This is a genomic window from Pseudomonas parakoreensis, assembly GCF_021602155.1.
Taxonomy (GTDB): Bacteria; Pseudomonadota; Gammaproteobacteria; order Pseudomonadales; family Pseudomonadaceae; genus Aquipseudomonas; species Aquipseudomonas parakoreensis.
The window spans coordinates 179,750-206,614 of sequence record NZ_BQHY01000010.1 but is presented as its reverse complement, the minus strand read 5'-3'; the positions used below and the strand labels follow the sequence as shown (position 1 = coordinate 206,614).

The window sequence follows — 26,865 nt, the reverse complement described above, 5'->3', positions numbered from 1 at the left end:
GCAGCCGTCAGAGTAGGCCCTGACTTTCTACAGGGCCGTGCCATGCTTGCGTTCATTCTCTTTGCCTTCGTGGCCTCGGTTACTCCGGGGCCGACCAATCTGATTGTGCTCAGCACCAGTGCCCGACGTGGCTGGCGGCCGTGCCTGCCGATCATCCTCGGCGCGGGAGCGGGTGCTGCGTCGCTGGTGTGGGTGGCCGGTGCGGGAGCCAGCACCTTGATGCTGCCCGGCGTGCGCCCGGTGATCAGTGCGCTGGGAATGGGCTGGATGCTCTGGTTGGCGTGGCAGATCTTCAGCGCGCCGGCCACCGCCATCGACCCCGCCGCCGGCGAAGAGAAACCCGAACTGGGCCTGCTCGGCGCCGCGCTGTTGCAATGGGTCAACCCCAAGTCGTGGATGATGGCGATTGCCGTGATCAGCGTGTTTACCGCACAAGGGCAGGGCTTGAACGCGTTGTGCCTGGCGTTCTTTCTGGTGTCGTTGCCGTGTCTGGCGCTGTGGGCGTTGCTCGGTCGCGGTGCAGCGCGTTGGCTGAGTAATCCGGCGCAGTTGCAGTGGCTGAACCGGATTCTGGCGGTGCTGCTGGTCGTCTCATCCGCCGCTGCGTTGCTACACGCCTGAGCTGATCGGCACTGACAACGTTGCGCACAAGCCGCCCTCGGCCCGGTTGACCAGGGTAATCCGTCCGCCCAGGCGCAATGCGATGGTGTTGACGATGGTCAGCCCCAGGCCTGCACCGTTGGCGTTGCCGCGACTGTAAAAGCGTTCGAACAACCGTGCCCGATCGGCTTCGTCGATGCCCGGGCCCTGATCTTCGACGCTCAAAAGGCACCAGCCATCGGCCTCGCTCAGCTTGACGGTGATCACCCCGTTCTCCGGGGAGAAGTTGGCGGCGTTGGTGATCAGGTTGCTCAGGGCGATGTCGATGGCGGCGGTGCTGGCCATGACGTGCAACGCTTGTGCGCTGTCTTCGAAGGCCAGTTCGAGATGCTTGCTCAGCAGCCACGGCGTGAGTTGTACCAGGCTGTTGCGCACGGTTTCGCTGACGTCGATGCGTTGCAGCGGCGGCGGGTTGGATTTCGGTTCCAGGCGCGCCATGGTCAGCAATTGATTGACCAGGCGACTGGCGCGATCAACCCCGGAAATCAGGAACTGCAACGACTCGCGGCGCTCCTGTTCGGTGCCGGCCTCCAGCAGGTTTTGCGCATGCACCCGCAGCACCGCCAGCGGTGTACGCATCTCGTGAGCGGCATCGGCGATGAAGCGCCGTTCACGGCCAAGCACTTCCTGGATCTGCGCGAGCATGCGGTTGAGCGCCGCCTGCATCGGTTCCAGTTCGCTGGGCAGGGGCGTCAGTTGCAACGGTTCCAGCGAGCCGCTGTGGCGGGCACGCAGGGTCGCGGCCATGTTCGCCAGCGGCTTGAGGCCCCAGCCGATGGCCAGCCAGACCATCGCCGCGAGGATCAGACTGCCCAGCACGTTCGGCCACAGCGTATGGCGCACGATGCGGTCGACCAGATCGGCCCGCACATCGTCGCGTTCGCCAACCCAGATGCGCAGCCCGTTTTGCGGGTCTTCGAGCATGAAGGCGCGCCAGTGGCGACCGTTCAAGTCCACCACATCACTGAAACCCGGTCGCGTCGGCGGCGCGGTGAACGACGGCGCACTGGCGGTGTGCACCAGGACTTCGTTTTTCGGGTTCCAGACCTGGAAGGCGATCTTGCTTTCGTAAGGGTGACCGTCGACGCGCGGCTTGGCTTCGCCGAGCGCCTGATTGAACGCCTGATACAACTGCGAGTGTTCCTGGCTCGCCAGCGGCATGCGCATCACGCCCTGCAGCAGCCGAGCGTTTTGCGCCAATTGCGCGTCGTAGACTTCGGCGATTTCGTGGTTGCTGTCGTGCACGTTGAACACGCTGAGCACGGCAAGACCGGCGAGCAAGAGGCCGATGATCAGCGTCAGCGTGCGGCGACGAATCGAGGTCATCGACGTTCCTCCACCAAATACCCCACACCGCGAATGGTGCGGATCAGGTCGGTGGAGAATTTTTTGCGCAGGTGATGGATGTGCACTTCCAGGGTGTTGCTTTCCGCTTCCTCGTTCCAGCCGTAAAGCAGCTGGATCAGTTGATCGCGGGTCATCACCCGGCCGGGCGGCGAGAGCAATTCATGCAGCAACTGATATTCCTTGGGCGTCAGCGCCACGGGTTGGCCCTGATAGCTGACCTGCTGGGTGCCGGGGTTGAGGCTGATCCCGGCGTGCTCGATCAGCGCCTGAGCGCGGCCCGCACTGCGCCGCAACAGAGCGCGCAGGCGTGCCTTGAGTTCGGCGAGGTCGAACGGTTTGACCAGATAGTCGTCAGCGCCGGCATCCAGCCCGGCGATGCGGTCTTCGGTGGCATCGCGGGCGGTGAGTATCAGCACCGGCAGGTTCGAACCGCTGTCGCGCAGGCGGCGCAGCACTTCGAGGCCGTCCATGCGCGGCAGGCCCAGATCGAGCACCGCCACGTCAAAGGTTTCACTGAGCAGCGCATGCAACGCGCTGCTGCCATCCTTCAACCAGTCGACGGTGTAGCCCTCACGGCCCAAGGCCTGATGAATGCCTTCACCGAGGGCCACGTCATCCTCAATCAGTAATAAACGCACGCGGACTCCTGTCAGTCGAGTTTCTTGTTCACGTCCACCAGCAGCGCAGCGATCTCTTTGCGACGCCCGGCGTCAGCGGTTTCCCGGCCCGGGCGCGGTGCAGCCTGCTGAGCTTTGAGCAGCGCAGCCTTGGCTTCAGCGTAGCGCTTCTGACGGTAGAGGTGATCACCCCAGAAGTACAGGCTGTCGATGCCATCCGGATTCAGTTGCAGCGCTTGCTTGAGCAGTTGCTCGGCCTTGTCGCTGTCGCCGAAACCGATCGGCCAGCCCGGGACGCGATCATACAGCGCCGCCAGGCTGGTATAGGCCGAACCTTGCAGGGCCTTGGGGTCGAGCGTCAGGGCTTTTTCCAGATCGGCCTTGGCGTCTTTGGCCTTGCCCAAGGCACCGAGCCCGCCCTGAGCGCCGGCCCAACTGCTGGTGACGATGCCTTTCCAGATCCACGCTTCGGCCACCGCCGGGCGCTGTGCAGTGAAGGCAGTGGCTTCGGACGACAACTGCTCGAACGCGGCGGCGCGTTGCTTTTCCGCCACTTCATACTGGATGTGCGCCCAACTCTGCTGGATGCCGTTCAGACGCTGCTGATCGGCCGGTTCCAGTGCCCAGACGCTTTGGCTGAGGACGGCGAACAACAGGCATGCGCTAAGTTTTTTCATGGTTTCAGGGACTCGTTGTCGGTTTTTTCACTGAGGCGGCGGATCAGCGGCAGTTGCTTGCGCAAGCCTCGATCCACCAGGTGCGGCAGCAGGTTGTTGAGGCGCACGAAAAAGCGCTCCGGCCAGCCCAGGTACAAGTCGCGGCGGTCGCCGGCAATCGCGTGGATCACCGCCGAGGCGACGGTTTGCGGGTCATCGACGCTGGACTTGAGGGCATCGTTCAAGGCTTGCGCCGCCGCACTGTTCATCGACGTGCGCGTGGCCCGGGGCGCGACATACAGCACGTTGACCCGAGTGTCGGCCAGCTCGCGGCGCAGCGCTTCGGAAAATCCGCGCAGGGCGAACTTGGTCGCGCAATAACTGGCGTAGCCTGGGTAGCCGATCGAGCCGTAAGTGGAACCGACGTTGACCACCATCGCGCTGTCGGCCTGTTTGAGCAGCGGCAGCAGCAATTTGGTCAGGCACATCGGCGCGCTGATGTTTACCGCGAGCATCGCGTTGATGTCGCTGTCGTCGAGCTGTTCGAGCATGGCGAAGTGATTGACCCCGGCCGCGTTGATCAGCAGGTTGATGCCGCCGATGGCTTCGGCAGCAGCCAGCACCTTGCGCCGGTCACTGAGGAAGGTCAGGTCGGCGGCGACCCAGCACAGCGAATTTGGATAGCGCTCAAGCAACGGCGTCAGCGCCTGCTCATGCCGCGCCACCGCCAGTACCTGGGCGCCGGCGGCGCACAAGACCTCGGTAATCGCCACGCCGATGCCGCCACTGGCACCGGTCAACACCACCCGCGCGTCACGCAGCTGCATGTTGAGTCTCCGCGTCACGCGGCAGGCCACGGAACATGTCGGTGTACAGGCGATAGACGACTTTCGAGGCGTGAATCACGGCCGCTTGGTCTTCGGGATCTTCCAGTTGATTCATCAAGCGGCGATAAGTCTGCATGTGCTCGATGTCCAGCGAACCGTGCGAGCTGAGGTAGCTGAACGCGGTGTCCGGCAGTGCCAGACGCTCGCGAATGCTCCCCGCCGCATGCGTGGCCAGGGCGATGCTGGTGCCTTCAAGCACGTTGACCATGCCGAACAGGCCCACCGGATTGCCCCGGGCGATCAAGTCGTAGAGAAAACTCACCATCAGCTCAATCGGCAGTGAGGGCTGGCCGTCGCGGACCGCATCGCGGTCACCGCCACACGCGGCGATGTCGTTGAGGACCCAGTGTTCATGGCCGTATTCGTCTTCGATGTACTCGGCCACCGCTTTGCGCAGCCATTCCAGACGTGTCGGCAGACGCGCGCCGCAGGCCATCATCAACGGCACGGTGTGACGCACGTGGTAGTACGCCTGCGCGAGAAACGCCCGATAGCTTTCCAGGCTGACCTTGCCTTGCAGGGCGTCAAGAATGATCGGCAGATTGAACAGCTCGTGGCGTTCCTGATGCGTGGCTTCTTGCAGGGTGTCGAAAAAACTCATGATGCGGACTCCTCGGAAACAGCGGATTCAGTCAATTGGGCGTGGTACAGCGCGGCAATCGCCTCGCGGCGCGGCCGACCGTTGGCGGTGAGCAAGCCATTGGCGGCGGTGAACGGTTGCGCCAGGCGCGTCCAGCCATGCACCTGGGCGTAATCGGGCAAGGCTTCATTGGCTTCGGCGACTGCGGCGGCCAGCTCCGCGTCGCTGCAATCGGCACGGTGCGGCCAGAGCAGGGCGTGGTTGCGCGGCAAGGCCTCGCCATAGACGAAGGCCTGGGCGATGTGGCGGCGCTGGGTCAGTTCCGACTCGACCCATTCCGGGTTGACGTTGCGCCCGAAACTGGTGACGAACTGGTGCTTCTTGCGACCCTTGAGGTAGAGAAAACCTTCGGGGTCGAACTCGCCCAGATCGCCACTGGGCCACCACTCATCGGCGTACGGCGCGTCCCCTAGATAACCGAGCAGGGTCGAGCCCTTGATCAGCACTTCGCCGTCTTCGGCCAGGCGCACTTCAACGTGCGGCAGCGGCTGGCCGACACTGCCCGGACGCCGCGCGCCGGGGCGATTGAGGCACACCACTGAGGCGCATTCGGACAAGCCGTAGCCCTCGAACACCGGCAGGCCGACACGCTGCGCGCGGTGCAGCAGATCTTCCGAGACCCGGGCACCGCCGACGGCGGCGAAGCGCAGTTTTTGCGGATCGAAGGCTTTCTGTTCGGCAGCACTGACCAGCATCAGCAACAGTTGCGGCACCAGAATCAGACTCTCCGGCGCACGACCGGCCAGGTAGCCCAACAGGTGCGGTACATCGACGCCGCTGGCGCCCTGAATGCCCAGGGTTTTCTGGCTTGGCAGGCTCAGCGTCGCACCGGCATACAGCGCGGCGTAGCAGCCGAGGTTTTCCAGCAGAATCGCCAGTGGCAGCAACGCCAGATGATGCTGTGGATCGGTGGGTTTGCTCGCGTGATCCAGCTCCCGCGCCACACGCAGCAAGCTGTCGGCGCTCAGGCACACGCCTTTCGGTGTGCCGGTGGTGCCGGAGGTGAAGGTCAGTTTGGCGGTGCCGGCCGGCATCCGGCTCGGGCCGCTGAAGGTGCGGCACCAGAACTCGCCGCGCTGTTCATAGCCGGCGGCGAGCAGCTCGGCCGCCAGCTCCGGTTCGGCAATCACCCGTTCGGCCTGGCTCTGTTCCAGACAATGCGCCCGTTGCGCAGGACTGAAAAACGGCGGCAGCGTCACGCAGGTCAAGCCCTCGAACAGCACGGCCAGATCCCACAGCATCGCGTCGACGCCGTTATCCAGCGCCAGGGCGACGACTTGCGCCGGTTCATCGCGCAGGCGCTCCTGGCGATACAGCACCTCGGCATACACCGTGGCGTAATCAAGTTTCAGCGTATCGCCCCACAGTGCGGTGCTGTTGTCATTGCGCCGGGCATGTTCGCGCAGGGTTTCCTGGAAGCGTTGCAGTTCAAGCGACATGGCAAGCTCCTTCAATCGAAGTCGGCAGGCCCAATCGAGTGAACAGGCCGCTATTACGCAAATGGACGAAGCCGGCGCGGATGTTGCCGACGTGCACCCACGGCTTGCTTTCGTAATAACTGCCCCAGTGTTGACGCTCGTCACCCAGGCGTTCCGGGTCGGCGGCGCATAATGTCACTGGCTTCAGACCGAGCCGATGGAAGCTGTTGACCAGCCCGATGTTGCCGGTGAAGGTCACCCATTCCAGGCCGCCCATGGCCAACAGATAGGTGATGGCGATGATGCTCAAGCGTGCGCTGCCGGTGTCGCTGGCAGCGAGGTTGCCGACTTCGACGATGGCGCTACGCTCAACCGGACGATCCGCCGCCGCACTGATCAAGGGTTCGATCGGTTCATCCAGATAGCGCTCGAGAAACAGCGGCTCTTGATGTGCACGACGCACCCCGGCCACCGCACACAGCGCACCGTCGCCGTTGTGCATGCCGAACAGCTCGGGCATAAAGTGTCGAATGTCGGCGCCGTGGGCCTTGCGAAAACGCTGCTGGATGAAGGCTTCGAAAGTCTCTCGCAGCGCGTCGTCGGGCAGGGCGCCGGTCAACGTCATCTGCGGCGTTTCGGCCTGGCCGAAACGCAGGGGCAGGGGAATGTTCCAGTGGTAATCGGGCATGGGCAGAGCGCCTCCCTCAATGGTTTGAGCGCAGTATCGGAGGCATTTCTTAACGAAGTCTGAAGGTGAAAAAAGGTTAATCAACGGGCAATCTTCAGATTGTCTTAAGACTGCAAGGGCAGGGTGGCACCGTCGGTTCGCCCTGCAACCGGATCGAGACTGTCGAACGAATCGACCGTCGCTCACGACAATCACGAGGCGCTTCTTATGACCCGCGACACCGCCGTCACCCGTTATGGAAAACTGTCAATTACGTTGCACTGGCTGATGCTGGCGCTGTTCGTCGGCGTCTACGCCTGCGTCGAAATCAAAGGCTTCATGCCCAAGGGCAGCGAAGCGCGCGGCCTGCTGATGGGCTTCCATGGCCTGTTCGGCGCGAGCATTTTCGTGCTGGTCTGGGTGCGCCTGCTCGGCCGTCTGACCCCACGCCCGCCGATCACCCCCAAGCCGCCAGCCTGGCAGACCGGCATCTCGCACCTGATGCACCTGGCGCTGTACGTGCTGATGATCGCCACCCCGATCCTCGCCTGGCTGATGCTCGCCGCGGCCGACAAACCGTTCCCGTACTTCGGCTTCCACGTCCCGGCACCGGTCGCCATCGACCCGGACTTCGCCAAACAACTCAAGTACTGGCATGAAACGCTGGGCAGCGCCGGCTACTGGCTGATCGGCTTGCACGCGGCGGCGGGGCTGTTTCACCACTACTGGGTGCGGGATAACACGCTGGTGCGGATGTTGCCGGGTCGCACCGAATAATCCAGACCTCCTTCAACCCCCAATCCCTGTGGGAGCGAGCTTGCTCGCGAAGGCGTCGTGTCAGCCGGCATCATCGCTGACTGACACACTGCCTTCGCGAGCAAGCTCGCTCCCACAGGTTTTTGTGGCGTCTGGCAGGACGGGAAAGTTGCCGCAATCGTACTTCGCGTCCACGCTATGGCATGCCAACGCGCCGGGCGCGCATCACCTTGGCAACACCGACAATAAGGGGCAGGGCAGCCATGAACTTTACCCACCGGCCAGTGACGGCCGACGACGTCAAAACCCTGTGCGGCTTTCCGCAGGGCGTTCAAGAGTTGTACTTCATGTTCCCGAAAGCGCAGTACCCGCTGACGAAAGAACAAATGCACACCGCGATCAGCCAACGCTTCGACTCCACGGCGTTTCTGGCCAACGGTGAGTTCGTCGGTTTCGCCAATTTCTACCGTGCCGAACACGGCGGCGTCTGCTGCATCGGCAACGTCATCGTCGCGCCTTACGCCCGTGGCCAGGGCGTCGCGCGCTACATCGTCGAAACCATGACTGCAGTCGGCTTTGAAAAGTATCAGGCCAGGGAAGTGCAGCTGTCCTGCTTCAACGAAAACACCGCAGGGTTGCTGCTCTACCCGAAACTCGGCTTCGTGCCGTTCTCCATCGAAGAACGCCCGGCACCTGGCGGCAGACGCGCAGCCCTGATCAACATGACCCGCCACCGACAATAGCCATCCCCCAATCCCTCTGGGAGCCGGGCTCGCCCGCGATGGCGCCAGCCCGGCCAAACGCCTTCGCAAGTCTGATCCGAAACCTGTGGGAGCGAGCCTGCTCGCGAAGACGCCAGCCCAGTCAAAACGAGTTCCCCAGCCTGACCGCGAACCTGTGGGAGCGAGCTTGCTCGCGAAGACGCCAGCCCAAACGACACCGTGCTGCATCCATAAACACGATCATCCAGGCAACCGATGACTCAAACCTCCTCACCCCTGAGCTGACGACTCATCAGATCGCAACTCGCCGACCACGACGTCAACCACGCCGGCATCTCCGGCGACTGTTCAGGCAACCCCAACGCCCTGACAAACTCACCCGGCGCCATCGTGCCTTTCGCCGACCGAAACAGCCCACGCATGACCACCACGCCGATCACCCGTCCCTTGCTCACGAAGCGATGCTCCATGAAGCTCCATTTATCGTCCCAGCCAAGCATCCGGCTGTGAATTTCAAACGCTTCAAACAGCTTCAGCTCACGCCGAAATTTACCCCAGGTATCGCCAACAATCGGCAACGCTTTAGCGCGCAACGCCACCCGAAACGCGCCACTGCGCAACACAAAATCCATGCGCCCGACGTCAGCCATAGTGAAGTAGCGACCATTGGTAACGTGCCGATTCAAATCAAGATCCAGCGGCCACACGCGCATGCGGATCACGGTGGATTCCAGCGCATTGACCGGCTTGCGCCACGGTCGGCGAAAAAGCATGCAGAGCAATCGAAACCACAGATTCATCAGTACGTCAGCCCGTTGAAAAGAGCGCTGCACTCTAGCGAGCCGGGCGATGGCGAGGTAGGTGCGTAAATGACTTTTTTGGACTGAACAGTGCATTCCGATCATTGCGGGGTGGGTGCTGGATCGGTAGCCCGCTCAACTGGTGAATAAACAGGAAATAATCGGGATGTTTATATGAAGCCTGCGGTTACCACCGAAGCCCTACAACGCCTTGCGCCATCGCCTACGAGTACGCCAGAATCCGCCGGCTTGTGCGTCTAGAGCGCGGGTTCTATCGTCTGTCGGTCACTGAAAAACAGTGATCGGGTTTGGTAGCCCTGAGTTCTCGTAGATTGCATAAGCATCATGATTTGCAGTGTCTGTTCGACACGGCTTTATGGTGGTCATGCACAGGGCGTCTTCGGGCGCGCCGGTTTTCTACGTCCCGGTCTACCAACCTGCGCATGGCCGCCACCCTCGTTTGGTAGCGAGAGTGATGGCTCCCTTTTTTGACGTAGGAGCTTCACCATGATCAAACCAACACCCAACCCGCCAGAAACCGACCTCGCATCCCCCTACGAATCCCTCGATTCCAGAAAACTCCACGAAGCCGCCGAACGCGCCCTCGACCATTACCTGTCCCCGGCCACCCAAATCATGGCCAGCCCCTACAAACCCGAACCCATGTACCTCGCCAACCCGAAGTGCGACACTGAATCCCTGCTCGCCAACGCCAGCGAAACCCTCGGCTCCGCCAGCGAAATGCTCAACAACTTCGCCGCCACACTCGACACCTCCCACCGCAAAACCGCACTGGGCATCGCCCAGGTCGTCATGCTCGGCGAACTCGCCGTAAACCAGGCCCTCGACAACGTCGAAATCGCCCACTGACCACCCCGTGCGACGAGCCCAAACCCTCGTCGCACCCAGCAATTTCAATCGAGCTGGCACAGAGCCACGCCTTGCGCCCCCAAGCCTCGGCTGTCACCCTTCGGCCCGTTCTTCAAGGATCAGAACAAGGAATCAAGGATTGAGTGGCTACGTTCCCAACCCCCCGAAAAACTACCGCTACGAAGAAGCCAAACCCGTCGACATTCATGCCCAGCGTTGGGCAGAGTATGAGAAGCACGGGAAAGAGCCTGCGCGCGAGCCTGAAAAAATCGGCATTGCGTTGAGGATTGGGGTTTTCTTTGATGGTACTGGTAACAATGCGAACAACACGGCAGCAGGGTTGCTTTGCGGTGCGCAGCATCCGATTGCGCCGCAGGATATTCCTGCTAGCTGTCAGCCCTATATGAGGGATCCGGACAGTAGCTATGGCGCTGGCGCGACCAATATAAAAAAACTTGCCGACCTGTATTACGAAGCTCCGATTGCAGAAGGAGAGGGTTCGATAAAACAGGTCTCCCGACCCGTTTATATTGAAGGCATTGGTACTCGATCCAGCGAGAAGGACAGCGTCGTCAGCCAAGGCACTGGGCGGGGAGAGACGGGGGTTGTGGGGCGTGTTCAGACTTCGTTTACTTTCATCAAGCAAATCATCGAGGATGCCCTTCAGGAAAATCCGAACAGTGAAATTGCGTCAATCACCTTTGACACTTTCGGTTTCAGTCGAGGTGCAGCCGCCGCTCGCCATTTTGCAAATGAAATTGTAAGAGGCAAGCAGGGGCCGTTAAGGGACTCATTGACGACTTACGCCAACAACTTCAGTCGTACATTTGTTGATCAGTACGGTAGTAGCATCAACATGGGGTTTATCGGCCTGTTCGATACGGTAGCGTCAATCGCTGGCTTCACGAATTTGGGCAGAGTGTCGAGCCCAATCGCTCCCGGCGTAAAACTGTACCTTGATCGACGTTTCTTCAAAGATGTCGTTCATTTGGTGGCCCGTGACGAATGTCGGGCTAACTTCGCACTCAGCAGAGTCAAACCTGACTATCCCGAATACACATGTCCTGGCGTCCACTCGGACATCGGAGGCAGCTACCTCGATGAGGTCGAAGAATGTGTTTTGATCAGTCCCATGCAAACACTTGATGTATGGAGCAACACGGATGTCAAAACGACTTCGATCTACCAAGATGCCGTTCAAGTAAAAAGTCAGTGGATAGCCAACGGCTGGCCTGCACACATGCTGGAAGTCGTAACGCCAGCGGCGCTCGCATTGCCGCCCGACCCGCAAGATCGGTTCGGACCCAAGCAAAAACGCGTGTACGCGGGATTGCAACTCAAACGCCCGGTCAGCGGTAAACTTTCCACGGTTTATTTGAGAGTGATGTATCAGTTGACCAAGGAGAAAGGCGTTCCTTTCACCGATATACCTGGGCGTACGGAGTATGCCGTTCCCCAAGAGCTGCAATCGATCTGTGACAGATTCGTCGCCGGCGACTACGCCACCTCTCCCGATGACGAGCAATTGCTGAAACTGAAATACATCCACACCTCTGCCAACTGGAACCACCCCCAAGGCAGGCGGGACGGCAGCGGTTTGCGAGCTGTTTACATCAACGCACCCACGGAGGATGGCATTCGCGTGCAGCATCCTCACGTAGCTGATTGGAAGCTTTGGTAATGAGAATACTCGTAGCTCTGTTGAGCATTTTGGCCTTCACCGGATGTAACGCAACAAGCTCCAACTCCGGAGAAAACGATCCTAAGTACCCTTGGTGGGAACTGGCATTTATCAAACCCAACTTCATGAACGTGTGGGTTGAAGACAGCTCCGTGGAGGACATCGACGGTAAAACTTTCCTACGTGCCGGGGGAGGGAACGCGAGCGGTGCAGAACCGAATAATGACAAGGAGTCTGCACGCGGTTGGATTGGTGTCGGAGGTACAGGCAAACCGGTTATCGGGGCAGGGTTACCCAAGCGCATCTTCGTCCGCTGGCAATCGATACCGGAACAAAAAACCTACCGGGCTTGGGTAGATATTCCTGAGGAGGCCAGACAGGTGATGGTGACGTCTACCCATCAGCGTTGCCCGGAGACTCCCGAGAAAACGGCACGCTTCATGGCCTCGGTCTATTTGGGACTCGCACCGGGTGGGGTGGTGCAAGTGTGGGTAAGAGATCTTTGCCGACGCCCAGTTAAAGTCGCTCGCGCTCAGGCTGAGTTGGAGCCGCTGGGGCCTGAGTTGGGCAAGAACGGCGGTCAATATGCTTATCCTGTGAGCGAAAAGGCTAAGCGGTATATCGATAAGTACGGCATTCCGTACGGGAGTTGGTAACCGTCGTCCGATGAAAAGATTTCCAACGATACTTTTTGCCCTGTTGATTAGCGGCTGTGATTCAAGTGATCCGCTATCAGCCAAAAACGACCCCAAATCTCCTTGGTGGGAACTAGGCTTTACCGAGCCCAACTACATGAAAGTCTGGGTTGAGGACACTTCGGTCGAAGACATTAAAGGCAGAGTATTCCTGCGTACAGGAGGTGGATCCGCCTCCGGCGGGCAGCCAGAGGATGGAACAGCATCTGCTCAAGGTTGGCACGGCGTGGGAAGCAACGGAAAAGCTGTTGTAGGTGCTGATCTTCCCAAAAGGATCTATGTCCGTTGGCAGTCCATTGTTGAACCGCAAACGTACAAGGCCTGGGTAGATATCCCAGAGGAAGCCAGACAACTCATGCTTGAGTCCGTCAATCAGCGCTGCGCTAAAAAACCTGAACAAAAGGGGCGCTATAACGCGTCTCTCTACTTGGGCTTGGCGCCCGGTGGTGTCGTGCAAGTTTGGGTTCGAGACTCATGCCACCATCCTGTCAAAGTCGCCAGAGCACAGGCAGAGGTGGAACCGCTGGGGCCTAGTCAAGGTAAGAACCAAGGGCGCTATGCGTATCCTGTCAGTGAAAAGTCCAAGCGGTATATCGAGAGATTCGGCATTCCGTACGGGAGTTGGTAGAAGGCAGCAAGAAGACTTCTCCTGCCTGTCCTTATGTCGAGTCATTGCTGCGTCGACCGGTTGAATCCACAGCCAAAAGCAGACCTTGGCGGAAGGCCTGCTCAGACAAAGTGGCTCGCTCATATAGCCTCGCTGTGAGACCCGGGAGCGTCTACGCAACTCGGGCGATTCAATCCTAAGAAGAAGGTCTCACAGGATTTCGACCTCGCTCTCCTTAAGCCAGCCAGCAGCAACAACGTTTTGCTTGGCGAGTGCAGGCTGGGGTGTGTATACGACAATCGCCAGGCTCTTTTCAGCCCGACTACATGTCACGTAAAGCAGCCTACGCGTACGTGCTAGTGCGTTGTCCTTGCCGTCACGCTCGTTGTCCCGGTCAGTCTTTGTTGGTTCTTTTACACCCAGCAGTTTGTCGTAGCTGAATAAGAAGCCGCCTGCCTCCTCATCGTTGATGACGACCATGACTCGTGGAAACTCCAGCCCCTTCACTCCTTGATGTGTGCCGTAGGCTGAAAGGCCATCCGCATAACTCGCAAAGGCTGCCAGCTCCGAAAATGGACGCTCCAGAAATTGCTGGTATGCGTAGTTGGTCATCGCGTTCGTATCTTCAGGATCTGGAGCCTCACCAGGAGCTCCTAACACCATTGCCCCAACCAGATTTTCAGGGACATCAAGCAGTTGGGTTTGCAGCAGAAGCGTTGCGACCTCGCTCAGTGTTGGATCGCTTCTTTCGTAAAGAGAGAGCAGAGCTCGTGTCGCGTTCTCCACGCGCTGCATATGGGCCGATTGATCTCCTGTTGATTGCATAACTTCCTTGCTCAGCAAGGGAGAACGAGAGCGTACGGCTTCAAGCAGGAGGAAGTGATCATTTTTAGCGTTGAGGATGGGAAGAACGCCTTCGCTGAAAACGCGAAGTGCAGGGAGGGTTCCATCCAGCAAGCCTGTTTGAAGGTGCTCAACCGCATGTAAGGGCGTGAACAATTTCTCGAACCCCATTCGCCGTCCAGCCATCTTATGTTCGAGGATCAAGGTCTTCCGGCCTTCAGGGCCGGTAGCCCATTCTCCGTCGCCGGTGAGTGCAGCCATTGAATGAGCGATTCCTTCCTCAAGATTCGGTGCCTGTTGGCTTTCGCTAATGCAGTACATGCGCACTAAACCTTCAATGGCATCAGGCATGGGGGTCTGCTGATGAGTGTCTGCAGTGCTTCGAATCACGTTGATAAGTTCTACAACCCTACGAGGGCAGCGGCGATTAACGATCTTTTCAGGTTTCAGCCAGTCACCCGGTATCGCTTTATCAAGGCGCGTTACTCCATGGCCGTAAATCTGTTGCATAGTGTCGCCCAGTAGCCCCAAGCAGAAGCGAGTCTTCGCCAATTGCTGGACTTTCAGAAAAGCCTCCATTACTGGAGCGTGGGTATCCTGACTTTCGTCGATCAATACAACTGGGTAACGGTCTACGAGAACATCCAGCAACGGGCGTTCAGAAACGAATGCCGCAGTTAACTTGATGACTTCATCGTGATTGAGTGCTTGTCGCTCTCTGTTGTCGCCAGTGGGGCTGTAGATGAACTTCGTAATCTCGTCGAGATTCTCAAGTCTGCGTATCTTGCTTTGTAGCTTCCGTCTGTTTGCTCGAGAGGTTTTGTTGTCGCCTCTCGAGCGTGCTAGCTCACCCTCGATCTTTTCGATGTCTTTGGGAAGTTTGATCCTTAGCCACTCTCTGATCTCGTTGTCGAATCCTTGGATTAAGCACCATGCGAACGCGTGAATAGTCGAGACTTCCACTAGTGGGTCAAATTCTAACCTCCGAAGAATCTCGTCGCAGGCTGCGTTTGTGTAAGTGATCACCGCAATGCGCCGGCCTTCGAACGTCAGGCGTTCTCGCTCGCGACTTTTGAGTTCGCGGATAGCCTCGACGAGTGAATAGGTTTTTCCTGAGCCAGCACCTGCGTAAAGAAAAAAACTCTTTGGGTCTGCCAGATTCAGGCAAGCCTGCATAATTGTGTCGGCATCTGCAGCAGCTGCTTCGCTCATGGCGTCACCTCCGCGCCCTCGGGCGGAATTACCAGCAGCTCTTTTTGTTTGCTTCGCAATTTGGACTCAAGCCAGTTGAGGCCGTCACTGATATATACGGGGATTTCGAGGTTGGAAAAGTTTTTATCCCCCAACACGAGCAGGACAAACTCTGCCTTCTTTCCTTCGCGTAGTTCGTTGAAAAGCCCTTTCCCGACGCCTTCAGATGTTTGCGATTCATTTAAAACTTTGAAGAAAGCTTTCATCAGACCAGTGCTCCCTGTTTTTTCCGCAAAGTGACGGACGTTGCTAAGCACAAAGCTGTCTTCAAAGGTATTTGGAAGAACTTGTATTGCTTCACCAGTAGCGGGAAGGTGAGTGGAAATAGGAGTTTGATAGGCAACGCGTACCGAGTATAGGTCGTCGATTTGGTGCTCTTTTTTGTTCGCTGGCAGCTCAAGAAGCTCATCCACTGTGCTGCCCAGATGCATCAGCTTCATCCAGCTCCGCAATGTCGGATTGTTCGTAATCTGATCTGCGTTTCTTTGCACCGGTACTGCAGCTTTGTTTAGCCCTGCATCGAGGTCTGTAATAACCAGCGTGAGGATGCCCAGGGCGTCAATTAAAGGCCTTAGCCGGTGCGCGTGGCTGCCACCGATATCGAGGGTTGTGATGTAGCAGCGGTCAAGGAATGGAAACTTATTTCGCAAAAAATGCGGCAGCATCATTCGCTCTGCTGAACCCTCTACCATGATGACGGCATCAGCGAAGAATATGTCCGCATGCTGTGCCCGCAGATACCTGGTTACGAACTCCTTCGTCTTTGTTCCCTCGCCGAACACGTTAGAGAGATTAGAAACCGTCGACACCGGTACACCAATGTCATACATCCCAGCTGGGAGTCGCCTGAAATACCTAAGGTTCTGGTACTCCACTTCATGTGTTACATGGCTGGAGTGCGTGCTCACCAAAAGCTGAGTTTTCAGATTTGGGTAGCGTTCAAGCAAAGCGTCTCGACAAAGAACTTGGTAGGCGTGCCGCACGAACACTTGTTGCACTTGAACATGAAGATGGGCTTCAGGCTCTTCAATAAGTACGAGGTGGATGGGCTCGACGCGGTCTATTACTTCCGTGCTGGCGGCCCTGGTTTTTCTCAGCCATTCGTCCCTGAAGCTCATCAGCCGGAAAATCATGGATATCAGGTTTTGATATCCCAATCCGTTAGCGGTCTCTGGCAAGTGAAGTGGAGGTGCTCCAGGGGCGCCCTGGATTGAATCCAACTCAAACAGCACGGCCGCTTCATGGTTCATGCCGTCAGTTGTTGCCAAGCGACTTGCGACTTTGATACGTGGGTCATTTCGGCCTGGGTAGCCCAATCCCTCGACCTCTCTAATAGCGGGTTCGAAGCTGCTACCAAGTTTCGTATCGAATGCCGACTGGGCTGCTTCTATCGCCCGCAAAGCTTCGAGATCTGAGATATCGGGGCTGTCACCTGGATCAAGGTGTCGGGAGTAATAGGATCTGAGCTGTTCCGAGAGTTTTCGAGCGCCACTGGGTCTAGTGCTATCGCTTTGATTGTCGTCCGAATGGTCGCCGAATCCCCGTTGTGCATTAATTTCATGTACTCGAATTAATCCGCTGAGAGGATTACTTTCCAAGGGCAGGGCAGTAGGGCTCAGTTGCTGCATTTGCGCCATTCGAGTCGACTTGTCAGGTTTCTCAAGTTGTTTTGGATCTAGGCGGTACCACCGAATCTTGAATTTATCTCCCAGTCGACGGTTCAAATAATCATGAAGGCTCTGCGGCCATAGTGTCAGCGGGCTACCAGGCGGGTCTTCCTTCCCTAGAGCGTCCTCAAGCTCTGCAACCCTCGCGCGCTCCTTGCGATAGTCCGTGTACAACGTATTCATATCATCTGGTTCAAGCAGAAAGCGCATTCCCACAAGCCCCCCGCGCCACTCAAAGCTGGGAATGAGATCGCGGATGAAGTGGAACTCTCCTTGATCTGCCGAGACCCAGATATCCAGACTGGGGAGCCAGTCGGCCCAGTCCTTGGCTGCAGGAATTTCAAAGTCTGCTGGCGGGTTTTCCCACTCCTTCCCAATTTCGTCCAGCTTGGCTAGATGACAAAGAGTCAGATCCTGGAGCCGAAAAGCAGAAGCCTTCGAAACCAAAAATCTTCTTAGTGCCAGCATGGCGGAGGATTTTCCGCTGTTGTTTGCACCTACGAGCAGTGTGGTCTCGTTAGCGAAGTCAATTCGCACAGAAAGCAGCTTTCGGAAGTTCGATATCTCTACGTGCTGGATGCGCATGGGTCGTCCTTGAAAGCCTGAGGAATATCAATTTGCTATCAATGTAGCTAGGTGCCTACAACAATCAAGAGAGAAGACGGAGACAGGTTCATTTTTGCAGCCCAGAACGACTGATATTGGCCGAAAGCGGACTTGTGGAAACTTGCCCGTATCCGGTTTCAGAGGCTTCCCAACCTACGCTTTAACTCACCGGCCCCGGCTCCACCCACTCAACCAATCCACTCCCAATACCAAAATCAGCGAAAAAATAAATCCGCGGCCATTTTGATTATTTCCGGAAGGCTCGATCCCTGAAACCGTCTGCATAGTGGTTTGCTCATGAGCTTGACCTACTCAACGCCGTTCGTCAGCTGGATCCAAATCTGACGGCGAGATGGTTGAATATCATACATATTGTGGTTATTTTTTGTTATGGCACAATATGTGGTGGTGGCGAAATGGATCGAGAATACATCCAAGAAGCAGCGCATTGGGTTCACGAAGGCCTTTGGGCACACAAGGAAACTCTGTGGCCCGGCGGACAACCTCCACTATTAAGCATGCTAGATCCCGCAGTTGCGGCTTCACTGTTGGGACTGACGTATCTGGAGTTCCCGACCCTTGGTTCTACAAGATTTGCTCCACAAGGTCAGAAATTCCAAGCAGCTGGGATATTTGATCGGCGCTCTGGAAAAATCGCAATCTCTACCGAATTCCCGTTACATGAACGCCGTTTCACAGCTGCTCATGAGATAGGCCATTTCCTGCTTCATGAGCAAGAAATTATGCATAGGGACCGGCCGATAGGCGGCTATCACTCACTATCGACCAAACCTCTGATTGAGCGCGAAGCGGATTATTTCGCAGCGTGTTTCCTTATGCCCCCTAAGCTTGTGATTGCTCAGTTTGAAAGCCAGTTTGGATGCAAGGGGCAGTTTCATTTTAACGACGTCAGTTGTTTTCACCTGAACGCTAACGATCCAAATTCCCTTCTTTATGCCTCGCAAAATTCACTCGACCGAGAAATAGCTTTGGCTCGCTGTACCAGATTCAACGGCAAGGCAATCAATTCATTGGCTCAGCAATTCAGAGTATCTGACAGTGCCATGGCGGTTCGAATCAAGGAATTGAATTTGGTGCGCTGGCCATAGAATTAAGAATCAACCTTGGTAGGAGGGCAAAGGGGAAATTTATTTTATGAGAAATTGATAAGTGCAAAAACCACAATCAATATCAACGTTAAGGAGAAAGCATATGGCGCTTAAACCAGGCCCAAAACCAATCGCTAAATCAACCGGTGAAGTTGACAAGCGTCGTCGTGATAATAAAGACACGCAAGGAAACAATCCCGACTTGAAACCTAGCAAATCTTCAAAAAAATAAGTTGTCGCTGGCAGAAGCTACTGTAATGGTAGCTTTTGTCATTGAAAAAGGAGAATGATTTATTTCTCAGAAAAAAGCAGTCCCAGTCTCAAGAGAAGATAAGTTCCAACCAGTATAGGGGGGGCGTCTAGGTTTTTGGACGCAATCAGGGTCGTATAACCGGACCCAAGGGTTCGTGTGTTCAGTAATTCGGTCTCATGAAATCGCATCTCACCTTCGATAGTTTGTCGAATCGAGCACGGTGGGTTTTGTACCCACGTTAGTGCTTGCCTTGCTCAACTTTTTCACCTTCGTAGCGGTCAGCTAGTATCTTTGGGGGCGATGCGCTCAACAGATATATTCAGACGGGAAAATATTTTGCGTGTGCTCATGGAAGCTGCGTCTACGTACCGCCAGAAATTTGGCAATACAGCTACTGGCATTCAGTGACCGCAATGGGAGGCATCCAGTTTTCGATTGCGGAGGTCGCTCTCTTCGTTAACACAGGTGACATCACAATTGACTGGAATGCGCCCTAATCATTCATCCAGTTGGACGAGTTACCATCCGCTTAATTCTAGCGTTGAAAAGTCTGTTTCTGGCCGAAAGCTGCGGCTCACAGACGGCCGCTTCTGGCCGAAAGCAGCCCCATCCGTAACTTCCTATCAGTCCAAGTCCCGTCATATCAACGGAATCCATTAGCAGTATCAATCAGCAACGATGTTGAACGCAGCCCCCCCCAAAACCTCCCCATTCACCAAAACCCTAACCCCATGCCGCCCCACAAAATGCTTCCGCGTCGTAAAATCCTTAAGCACCTGCCGCCTCCCCACAACCACTTCCCCAAACCCCGCCAACACCACCGTCTTCAACTTGAAAACCTTCCCCGAAACCCCGCCATTCGCCTTCACATAGTCAATCGCATAATCAATCACCAAGCGCTGTTCATGCGCCACCGTCGACTTCACCGTAAACGACAACGTAATCGCTTCCCCCAACCGAACCACCGCCGGTTCAACCCGCACATCCAGCAACTTAACCTCAGCCTTCGCACCCGCACCAATCACCGTCAGCGCGCGCAAATCTCCCTGTTTGATCAAGCTGCGCAGCGCATGCTTGGCAATCCATGCCGTGTGTTTGTTCTCCGGTGGCCAGCCTTCAATCGTGTCCAGCACCCATTCCGGATGCTCTTTGGTCACGTCATTCAGATGGTTCGCCACGGACTTGCGCACGTACAGACTCTCGTCTGCCTTTAACCGATCGAGGATGCCGGCGGTCAGTTGCGGGTTGGCTTGCACGGCTTCCAGGCGGAATGACCAGGGCAGGCGAGGGCGGGTGCCTTCGCTGGCGAGGCGGCGGACGTGGTGGTTTTGGTCTTGGGTCCAGTCGTGCATGAGTTCCAGCGAGCGTTCGAGGTCGCTGCGCAGGAAGTGGCGGATGGCGAATTCGGAGGAGCCGAAGGTGGTGAAGTATTTCAGCGCTTGCATCGAGGTATCGAAGGCGTGGCCGCCGTAGCTGGCGACGTAGTGCGGCAGGCACATGCTGACGAATCCGCTGTTGAGGCGGGGGGCGAGTTCGCGCAGGACGTCGAGGGAATCTTCGTAGTCCAGTGGCAGCACGGCGTGCAGGCTTTCGCTGACGCGGGCCATGCGTTGCATCACCGACAATTCCGCCAACCCTTGGCTGGCATGCTGGAGAAACGCCTTGGCCTTGAACGCCGGGTACACGGCGCTCATTTCGCTGGCGATGTGTTGCAGGCGTTCGGCGTTGAAGATTTCCTTTAACGCCGGGGCGGCGGTGTCGGTGCTGCTCATGGTCAGGTCATCGGGGTGCTGACGAACGCTTCGAGGGTTTCGGCGTACGCGGTGTATTGGGCGATGTGCGGGTAGCGGCGAGCGTCGATCTGGTCGGGGACGACGAGGCCGGTGAAGCTCCAGGCGACGGCGAGGCTGATGCCGGCCTGGGTCAGGGTGCCGTCGGTGGGCAGGCCGGTTTTTTCCAGTTCCTGTTCGAGGGCAGTGAACGCGGCGGCGAGTTGGCCTTCGACGCGTTCGACCCACGGTTGGTATTGAATATCCGCCGGGCGCAGGTTGCGTTCGTAGTAGAGCTGCACGGCTTTTTCGCAGGCGGCGAGGCTGAGGCCGATCAGGCGCAGGGCGTGGGCGCGTTGTTTGAGGTCGCTCGGCAGCAGGCTTTTGCCGCTGGCGGCTTCGAGGTAGTCGAGGATGAGGGTGGAGTCCATCAGGACCACGCCGTCATCGAGGATCAGCGTGGGCGCTTTGACCACCGGGTTGATCTGCTGGAATTGTTCGAAGTGGCGGAACACCGAGACCGATTCATGTTCGAGGTCGATGCCGAGGCGTTTGGCGGAGATCGCCACGCGGCGCACGTAAGGGGAGTCCAGCATGCCGATCAGTTTCATGACGCGTTCCTTCAAGTCGAACCGGTGGGAAGGCATAACCTAGCCGAGCCTGAGGCAAATGTCAGTCGTCAAAACCGGCCTGCTCGTGAATCTCATCCACATTCAATTCCAGCCGATACGCCACCGCCACGAACAACGCCTGACACAAACACAAGGTCGCACTCAGCGAACGGAACGCCAATGCGCTGCCTTCATTCACCAGCAGCAGGCTGTTGGCGTTTTTGGCCAAGGGCGAGAGGTGGCTGTCGGTGAGGATCAGGGTGTTGGCCTGTTGCTGGCGGGCGTAGCGCAGGCAGTGTTGGGTTTCCTTGGCGTACGGGGTGAAGCTGATGGCGATGACCAAATCACCGCTACGCACGCTGCGCATCTGTTCGCGATAACTGCCGCCCAGCCCGGAAACCAGGTGAATGCGCTTGTGAGTGTGTTGCAAGTTGTAAACGAGGTAGTCGGCGACGGCGAAGGAGCGACGCACGCCGACCACATAGATGTTGTCGGCGTTGACGATCAGGTCGACGGCTTTTTCGAACGCGACGTCGTCGAGTTCGCGGCCCAGGCGTTCGATGCCGGAGCGGGTGGCGTCGATGCATTCGCGGGCGAGGTCGCCGTCGCTGGCCTGCTGCGACTGGTTGGCGATCATGCTGCGGATGCGTTGCTGGTAGTTGTGCACCGGCGAGGCTTTGTGGGTGTAGGCGGCACGGAACAGCGCCTGCATTTCGCTGAAGCCACTGAAGCCGAAGCGCTGTGAGAAGCGCACGATGGCGGAGGGATGCACCTCGCATTCGCGGGCGATGTCGCTGATGCGATCGACCATGATCCGCTCGCTTTGCTGGCTCATGTAGCTGGCGATGCGTTTGAGTTGGCGCGGCAGGGTGTCGTATTCGTCGGTGATCAGTTGCAGCAGACGCTCGGCATTGATCGGGGGGCTGGCGAGGGCAGGCTCGTCGTTGGCCGGCAGATCGGGGCGGGGCATAAGTCTTCCTTCAGGCTGATCAAATCACACTGTGGCGAGGGAGCCCGCTCCCGCTGGACTGCGCAGCAGGCCCAAAGTTGGGGGCCGCTTCGCGACCCAGCGGGAGCAAGCTCCCTCGCCACAGTGATTTACGGTGTGCCTGATGATAGGCGGGGTGCGGGGAATTGGCAGGGGAGATTTCCGGCGTCTGCGCAGCTGAAACGATGCACTGCGCGGGCGGCATGGCTGAAAAAAATGCGACCAACTGCCGCTCGGTTAGCCGTTTGTCTTCTATATACAGCCGTTGGACTGAATTTCTTGCTATAAACGCACTCCGATGACCGCCATGACGCCTGTGTCAGAGCTGTTTACAGGGCTTGTCGGACAAATTCCCGGTATTTACAGTTGCTGAGGCCTCAAACGGGCCTTAGACTGCCGCCCCTTCGTAAATTGAGTGCCGGGTGGCGTTTGCAATAAACGATGCCTTTTCGTCGACCGGACACGGTTCGCCGGAACGCTCCCTATTTCGCCTTAATGCACGTTTTTTTATAGAGATATCAATGACAAAGGACAAGTTGCTGGCCATGCCGGCAGATGACTACATGAATGCCGAGCAACACGCTTTCTTCACTGAGCTGTTGCAGAACATGAAAGTCGAAACCCATGAGCGCATTGAGCAAAACCGTATCGCCATCGAAAGCCTGGACACTCCGGCCGACCCGGCGGACGCGGCTTCGGTTGAAGAAGAGCGCACCTGGCTGGTGAACGCGATCGATCGCGACCAGCGCATGCTGCCGCAACTGGAACAAGCCCTTGAGCGCATCAAGGAAGACAGTTTTGGCTGGTGCGACGACAGCGGCGAGGCCATCGGCCTGAAACGCCTGCTGATCAGCCCGACCACCAAATACTGCATCGAAGCTCAAGAGCGTCACGAGCAGATCGACAAGCACCAGCGTCAGGCCTGATTCCATGGCTGCCCCCTGAATCGGGGGCGCCTGCAAAAGATCGCAGCCTTCGGCAGCTCCTACACGAGCTGACGGGGCTGCGATCTTTGCTTTTACTCGTCTGCGATATCTTGCGCACCGTTCCATTGACCTGCTGCAGACTCCACGACTAACGGACCATGGATAATGGCGTTCTAGTGGCGTTTAATGCAGTCACAACAATGAGAACATGCGTGGGGTGTTGAAATGACGAGAGATGGATCTCTGGTTGGGGCTTTGCCCGCACCAGTGCTGTTGCCGAAAAACCGCTGGATCGCTCCGACCCTGCAAAGCATCGCCCTGATGCTGTTGCTTGCCGGCATGACGCTGGGTGGAGGCTCGCTGTACATCGGCCTGCCGCTGGCGGTGCTGATAGTCTGGCTGCCGCGCCTGCGCTCGCGGGCCATCCCCGATGTTGCGCCTGTCGATGCCGGTAACGCGATTTCCGAACTCACTCGTGACCTTTCCTACACCACCAGTCATAACGCGCTGTCAGCCGCCGGTGTGGCGTTTTCCGTCAAGCAACTGGCGAGCAAACTGGAATCGCAACTCGACGCGGCGGCGCAGATTGTCAGCAACGCCGAAGTGATGATCGCCACCGAACACGCCACCTCGCAGCTCAGCCGTGAAGCGCTGGACGCCGCCAGCGAAGCGCATCACAGCAGCGCGGCGGGGCGCACCGAACTGGTGGATTCGATTGCGCGCATGCATCAACTCAGTCAACGCGCCAACGCCAGCCGAGAGTTGATCGAAGCCCTGAGCCTGCGCAGCGATGACATTCAACGGGTGACGCTGGTGATTCAGTCCATCGCCAGCCAGACCAATCTGCTGGCCTTGAACGCGGCGATTGAAGCGGCGCGGGCCGGCGAGCATGGCCGGGGTTTTGCGGTGGTGGCGGATGAGGTGCGCGGTCTGGCGGCGCGCACGGCGTCGGCGACGGGCGAAGTCGGGGAGATGGTCGCCGACATTCAGCAGCGCACCGCGCAAGTGGTGGAGCAGATCCGCGAGCTGTCCAGCGATCTGCAGACCGGCGTCGAGCAGGTCGAGAACACCGGCCAGCATCTGGACAACATCGCCCGGTTGGCCGCCGGCGTGGAAGGTCAGGTCGGCGAAATCGCCCGGGGTGCGGAAACCAATCGCGAGCAGCTCGACAGCCTGTTCAAGGCCATCGAACAGATGCGCAGCGATCTGGCGATCAGCGATCAACAGACCCGGCGCCTGGCCGAGGCCGCCGTGCAGATGGAAGGCCAGGCGGAAACCATCAGCGAGCGCCTGGCCGAAGTCGGTCTGGATGACTATCACCAGCGCGTCTATGACCTGGCGCGTGAGGGCGCGAGTCAGATTGCGGCGCGGTTCGAGGCGGATGTCGAGCAGGGGCGGATCAGCCTTGAGGATTTGTTCGACCGTCAATATCAGCCGATTCCCGGGACGCAACCGGCGAAGTATCAGACCCGTTTCGACCGTTACACCGATCAGGTGCTGCCGGCGATTCAGGAGCCGCTGCTGCCGCGTCATGAGGGGTTGGTGTTCGCCATCGCCTGCACGCAACAGGGTTATGTGCCGACGCATAACCTGGCGTTCAGTCAGCCTTTGACCGGTGACGAGCAGGTCGATGCGGTGGGCAACCGCACCAAGCGCAAGTTCGCTGACCGCACCGGGATTCGCTGCGGCAGTCATCAGCAAGCGGTGCTACTGCAGACGTACACCCGCGATACCGGCGAGCTGATGCATGACCTGTCGGTACCGATCATGGTCAAGGGCCGGCATTGGGGCGGTCTGCGCCTGGGTTATAAACCGGAGAGTCCGCGCTGATCGATTGTTACCGCTCGCGCAATGAATCTGTGCACGGGCATTGCTGTTTCCTCCGCGACGAAGTCATTAACATGGCCGTTAGTTAGGTAGCTAATGAAGTCGAGAGGTCAGTATGTGCAGAGTCGATGTCGCGGTGATGATTGGCAGTGGTGTGCCCGCCGGATTGCGCGCGATGGGCCAGAGTGTCTGCTGGGTGGTGCTGCTCAACGGTGAGCGGCGCGGCACTGCGTTCGCCAGTCGCGACGAAGCGGAGGAGTGCAAGGCTGCCTGGCTCGCGCAACTGATGGCCGAGCCTGGCGACAGCTTGCACTGACATTTATTAACGTCCGTCGTGCAGGCGTACGTTCAACTCATCGACCAGCACCGCTTCTTCGCCGTCGGCGCGCAACCACTCTTTCAGAAGTTGCGCCTGTTGCGGCGTCCAGAACTCGGCATCAATCAACTTGGTGTTGGCGTCCAGCGGATGCGCCTCGATGAAATCGTCGATTGCCCCGTTTTCCGAAGGCAGGCCCAGTTGGTCGAACAAGGTTTTCAGATCATAGGCTGGCAGTTCCATCGTTTACTCCTTTTGCGTAGGCCGGAATGGCGCTGTCGCTCGCTCTTTATCTGAGGCGGCCGTTGGACAAGAGTTCGATTCGTGATTCAAGCGAGCGGGCAAGAGCGCACGCTTCGTTATGATCTTCGCGGAAACCTCTTACACGACCGGTGGATGATTCTTTGATATGAAAGAACGCGTTGCCCGCCGGAACTACCTGAAATCGAGGTCTGTGATTGCCTGGTCCGTGCTCCGCCAGTTCAGCCAAATCGGTGCCTTGCAGTACGAATGGCGTATCGATACCCGGGTTGGAAGGCTGGGCAAAGTGAGTCAGAGTGCACATATGAAGTCCTTTTCATGAGATAGCCGACGGTTACAGGTCGGTTCGGGTAGTCGGAAGGAGCATCGCTGCTCTAGAATCGCCAGTGTCTGTTGGCGACAGGTGCCTATCTAAAGCAATTTTTTACCGGCGATATGTCGGAAAAGGGCTTTTTTTCGTCAGCTTTTTCCCTAAGGTTTGTAGTCCGTCTTCGTTGCGCTTCAATGAAGATTTTTCCTTCAAAGCCTGGCGAACGTCGAGGCAAGTTTCTCGCCTGACTTTCCAGTAGTCTTGCGAACTTGTGATGTATGGGCGCTCCGCTTGTTTCAGGTGTACTGAAGTCAATCGGTAACAGCATCGGCCTGGCCGTTTTTTTGCCGTGCGCGTTTTGCGCAGGTACTTTTCAGATGTGGGGATGTTTCCTTGGCAGTCAGTAATCTCGATATGCATGCTTTGTTCGTGTTGGGTGATTTGCGTGCAAAGCTGGTCAAGCTGTTTCAATCGCGTTTTGTTTACATCACCGAACAGAACGCCGAAGGTATTTACGTGGCCGAGATCGACACCGAAAGTGCATTGGTGGTCGATGACAAACCGGGGCTAAAGCTCAAGGTCGGCGATCATTTCAGCGCGGCCGTGCTGCCCAGCCGTGAAGGCGGCAAGATGGACATCCGCTTTCGTGAAATCAAACTGACGGTGTACGGCCTGGGCGATTACGCTTTTGTCGATACAGCGGAGGGGCACGCGATCCTGTTCAAGGAAGGCCACAGCGTGGTGACGGTGTTTGCCGCGCATCAGCAATTGCAGGAAGGCCTGACCAAAACCCTGAAAGCGGTCACCGGCAAAGCCGCGAAGTGGCGCAAGGGCGAGTTGGTCACGTTCAAGGCCGGCGAGTGACTGGCGATTTGAGTCGCGCTGACTTCCATTCCCGGCACCTCGACCGAGCACGTGAAGAGGCTTTGCGGTTGTTCAACGCCAAAGCCGGGATGCAAGGCGCGTGGTTGAACTGGGTGGCTGCGCAGATCTACACGTTGCGGCCTGCGGAATACGCCAGCATGGTCAGACGCGAGCTGCAAAGCTTGCAGGAAAAGTCTGAAACGTAACCTCGTCGGGATAGGGTCCCGGAAAAAGCAGGAAC

The 26,865-nt window shown here is 57.8% G+C and carries 29 protein-coding genes; 14 read left to right on the top strand and 15 right to left on the bottom strand.

The annotated features are described in order from the left end of the window. The first annotated feature begins 42 nt into the window (after window positions 1-42). A complete protein-coding gene (locus L6D63_RS17655) occupies window positions 43-621 on the top strand; it encodes a LysE family translocator (protein ID WP_047295018.1) in 579 nt (192 codons plus the stop codon). Here L6D63_RS17655 and L6D63_RS17650 read toward each other — a convergent pair. The 7 genes from L6D63_RS17650 to L6D63_RS17620 are packed head-to-tail and all read right to left on the bottom strand — an operon-like array spanning window position 610 to window position 6,913. After that, complete coding sequence (locus tag L6D63_RS17650) at window positions 610-1,986, bottom strand: ATP-binding protein (protein ID WP_131670180.1); 1,377 nt, start codon at window positions 1,984-1,986, stop codon at window positions 610-612. The two genes, L6D63_RS17655 and L6D63_RS17650, sit on opposite strands and share 12 nt — an antisense overlap. After that, window positions 1,983-2,645, bottom strand: a complete 663-nt coding sequence (locus L6D63_RS17645; protein ID WP_047295015.1) for a response regulator — start codon at window positions 2,643-2,645, stop codon at window positions 1,983-1,985. The genes L6D63_RS17650 and L6D63_RS17645 overlap by 4 nt, the downstream gene beginning before the upstream one ends. A gap of 11 nt (window positions 2,646-2,656) precedes the next feature. Then, a complete protein-coding gene (locus tag L6D63_RS17640; RefSeq protein WP_131670181.1) occupies window positions 2,657-3,301 on the bottom strand; it encodes a tetratricopeptide repeat protein in 645 nt (214 codons plus the stop codon). Beyond that, window positions 3,298-4,107, bottom strand: coding sequence for an SDR family oxidoreductase (locus L6D63_RS17635; protein WP_131670182.1), 810 nt, complete (start codon window positions 4,105-4,107; stop codon window positions 3,298-3,300). The genes L6D63_RS17640 and L6D63_RS17635 overlap by 4 nt, the downstream gene beginning before the upstream one ends. Further along, window positions 4,094-4,768, bottom strand: coding sequence for an iron-containing redox enzyme family protein (locus tag L6D63_RS17630; protein ID WP_047295011.1), 675 nt, complete (start codon window positions 4,766-4,768; stop codon window positions 4,094-4,096). The genes L6D63_RS17635 and L6D63_RS17630 overlap by 14 nt, the downstream gene beginning before the upstream one ends. After that, on the bottom strand, window positions 4,765-6,246 hold the full coding sequence (locus L6D63_RS17625; RefSeq protein ID WP_131670183.1) for an AMP-binding protein: 1,482 nt from the start codon (window positions 6,244-6,246) through the stop codon (window positions 4,765-4,767). The genes L6D63_RS17630 and L6D63_RS17625 overlap by 4 nt, the downstream gene beginning before the upstream one ends. Then, a complete protein-coding gene (locus tag L6D63_RS17620; RefSeq protein ID WP_131670184.1) occupies window positions 6,236-6,913 on the bottom strand; it encodes a thermostable hemolysin in 678 nt (225 codons plus the stop codon). Before L6D63_RS17620 ends, L6D63_RS17625 begins: the two co-directional genes overlap by 11 nt. Before the next feature lie 207 nt (window positions 6,914-7,120). Here L6D63_RS17620 and L6D63_RS17615 point away from each other — a divergent pair, with 207 nt between their 5' ends. Further along, on the top strand, window positions 7,121-7,669 hold the full coding sequence (locus L6D63_RS17615) for a cytochrome b (RefSeq protein WP_095666897.1): 549 nt from the start codon (window positions 7,121-7,123) through the stop codon (window positions 7,667-7,669). 242 nt (window positions 7,670-7,911) lie between these two features. Beyond that, window positions 7,912-8,391 carry a GNAT family N-acetyltransferase gene (locus tag L6D63_RS17605; protein ID WP_131670185.1) on the top strand — a complete coding sequence of 160 codons (480 nt, stop codon included), beginning with the start codon at window positions 7,912-7,914 and terminating at the stop codon, window positions 8,389-8,391. A 239-nt stretch (window positions 8,392-8,630) separates the two neighbouring features. On the opposite strand, the gene L6D63_RS17600 is transcribed toward L6D63_RS17605, so the two are convergent. After that, window positions 8,631-9,170, bottom strand: a complete 540-nt coding sequence (locus tag L6D63_RS17600) for a thioesterase family protein (RefSeq protein ID WP_095666895.1) — start codon at window positions 9,168-9,170, stop codon at window positions 8,631-8,633. Between the two features lie 507 nt (window positions 9,171-9,677). Here L6D63_RS17600 and L6D63_RS17595 point away from each other — a divergent pair. The 4 genes from L6D63_RS17595 to L6D63_RS17580 all read left to right on the top strand — a co-directional run bounded on the left by L6D63_RS17595 (window position 9,678) and on the right by L6D63_RS17580 (window position 13,044). Next, a complete protein-coding gene (locus tag L6D63_RS17595) occupies window positions 9,678-10,040 on the top strand; it encodes a DUF6124 family protein (protein WP_131670186.1) in 363 nt (120 codons plus the stop codon). A 139-nt stretch (window positions 10,041-10,179) separates the two neighbouring features. Then, window positions 10,180-11,721 (top strand): phospholipase effector Tle1 domain-containing protein, encoded by a 1,542-nt coding sequence (locus L6D63_RS17590; protein WP_131670187.1) that lies wholly within the window; start codon window positions 10,180-10,182, stop codon window positions 11,719-11,721. Further along, window positions 11,721-12,377, top strand: a complete 657-nt coding sequence (locus L6D63_RS17585; RefSeq protein WP_131670188.1) for a DUF2931 family protein — start codon at window positions 11,721-11,723, stop codon at window positions 12,375-12,377. Before L6D63_RS17590 ends, L6D63_RS17585 begins: the two co-directional genes overlap by 1 nt. Window positions 12,378-12,387: 10 nt before the next feature. Further along, a complete protein-coding gene (locus L6D63_RS17580; RefSeq protein WP_131670189.1) occupies window positions 12,388-13,044 on the top strand; it encodes a DUF2931 family protein in 657 nt (218 codons plus the stop codon). 189 nt (window positions 13,045-13,233) lie between these two features. Here L6D63_RS17580 and L6D63_RS17575 read toward each other — a convergent pair whose 3' ends face one another. Both L6D63_RS17575 and L6D63_RS17570 read right to left on the bottom strand, forming a co-directional pair. Continuing rightward, window positions 13,234-15,078 (bottom strand): UvrD-helicase domain-containing protein, encoded by a 1,845-nt coding sequence (locus L6D63_RS17575; protein WP_027612953.1) that lies wholly within the window; start codon window positions 15,076-15,078, stop codon window positions 13,234-13,236. Beyond that, window positions 15,075-17,369: an AAA family ATPase gene (locus tag L6D63_RS17570; RefSeq protein WP_131670190.1), complete on the bottom strand. Its 2,295-nt coding sequence runs from the start codon at window positions 17,367-17,369 to the stop codon at window positions 15,075-15,077. The genes L6D63_RS17575 and L6D63_RS17570 overlap by 4 nt, the downstream gene beginning before the upstream one ends. Window positions 17,370-17,746: 377 nt before the next feature. Between L6D63_RS17570 and L6D63_RS17565 the strand changes: the two genes are divergently transcribed. Beyond that, a complete protein-coding gene (locus tag L6D63_RS17565; protein WP_236170364.1) occupies window positions 17,747-18,499 on the top strand; it encodes an ImmA/IrrE family metallo-endopeptidase in 753 nt (250 codons plus the stop codon). 103 nt (window positions 18,500-18,602) lie between these two features. Then, window positions 18,603-18,731, top strand: coding sequence for a hypothetical protein (locus tag L6D63_RS28630; protein ID WP_256214295.1), 129 nt, complete (start codon window positions 18,603-18,605; stop codon window positions 18,729-18,731). Between the two features lie 686 nt (window positions 18,732-19,417). On the opposite strand, the gene L6D63_RS17560 is transcribed toward L6D63_RS28630, so the two are convergent. The 3 genes from L6D63_RS17560 to L6D63_RS17550 form a co-directional block, all read right to left on the bottom strand. Continuing rightward, the gene (locus L6D63_RS17560; RefSeq protein WP_236170363.1) at window positions 19,418-20,524 is read right to left on the bottom strand and encodes a DNA alkylation repair protein; all 1,107 of its coding nucleotides are present in this window, start codon (window positions 20,522-20,524) and stop codon (window positions 19,418-19,420) included. Between the two features lie 2 nt (window positions 20,525-20,526). Beyond that, the gene (locus tag L6D63_RS17555; RefSeq protein ID WP_131670192.1) at window positions 20,527-21,132 is read right to left on the bottom strand and encodes a glutathione S-transferase; all 606 of its coding nucleotides are present in this window, start codon (window positions 21,130-21,132) and stop codon (window positions 20,527-20,529) included. Between the two features lie 61 nt (window positions 21,133-21,193). Then, entirely contained in the window at window positions 21,194-22,102 is a 909-nt protein-coding gene (locus L6D63_RS17550) for a MurR/RpiR family transcriptional regulator (RefSeq protein WP_047294982.1), read from the bottom strand. 539 nt (window positions 22,103-22,641) lie between these two features. Here L6D63_RS17550 and L6D63_RS17545 point away from each other — a divergent pair. The 3 genes from L6D63_RS17545 (at window position 22,642) to L6D63_RS17535 (ending at window position 25,189) form a co-directional block, all read left to right on the top strand. Continuing rightward, a complete protein-coding gene (locus tag L6D63_RS17545) occupies window positions 22,642-23,046 on the top strand; it encodes a TraR/DksA family transcriptional regulator (protein ID WP_003225981.1) in 405 nt (134 codons plus the stop codon). 225 nt (window positions 23,047-23,271) lie between these two features. Beyond that, on the top strand, window positions 23,272-24,876 hold the full coding sequence (locus tag L6D63_RS17540; protein ID WP_131670193.1) for a methyl-accepting chemotaxis protein: 1,605 nt from the start codon (window positions 23,272-23,274) through the stop codon (window positions 24,874-24,876). 112 nt (window positions 24,877-24,988) lie between these two features. Beyond that, window positions 24,989-25,189: a hypothetical protein gene (locus L6D63_RS17535; RefSeq protein WP_007966907.1), complete on the top strand. Its 201-nt coding sequence runs from the start codon at window positions 24,989-24,991 to the stop codon at window positions 25,187-25,189. A 6-nt stretch (window positions 25,190-25,195) separates the two neighbouring features. Here the strand turns inward: L6D63_RS17535 and L6D63_RS17530 are convergent, their stop codons facing one another. Together L6D63_RS17530 and L6D63_RS17525 are read right to left on the bottom strand one after the other, a co-directional pair. Beyond that, window positions 25,196-25,432, bottom strand: a complete 237-nt coding sequence (locus L6D63_RS17530) for a DUF2789 family protein (RefSeq protein ID WP_121184896.1) — start codon at window positions 25,430-25,432, stop codon at window positions 25,196-25,198. 46 nt (window positions 25,433-25,478) lie between these two features. After that, window positions 25,479-25,754: a hypothetical protein gene (locus tag L6D63_RS17525; protein ID WP_121184898.1), complete on the bottom strand. Its 276-nt coding sequence runs from the start codon at window positions 25,752-25,754 to the stop codon at window positions 25,479-25,481. A 399-nt stretch (window positions 25,755-26,153) separates the two neighbouring features. Between L6D63_RS17525 and L6D63_RS17520 the strand changes: the two genes are divergently transcribed. Continuing rightward, complete coding sequence (locus tag L6D63_RS17520) at window positions 26,154-26,624, top strand: hypothetical protein (RefSeq protein ID WP_131670194.1); 471 nt, start codon at window positions 26,154-26,156, stop codon at window positions 26,622-26,624. Window positions 26,625-26,632: 8 nt separating this feature from the next. Further along, complete coding sequence (locus tag L6D63_RS17515) at window positions 26,633-26,830, top strand: hypothetical protein (protein ID WP_041063058.1); 198 nt, start codon at window positions 26,633-26,635, stop codon at window positions 26,828-26,830. Window positions 26,831-26,865 lie beyond the last annotated feature (35 nt).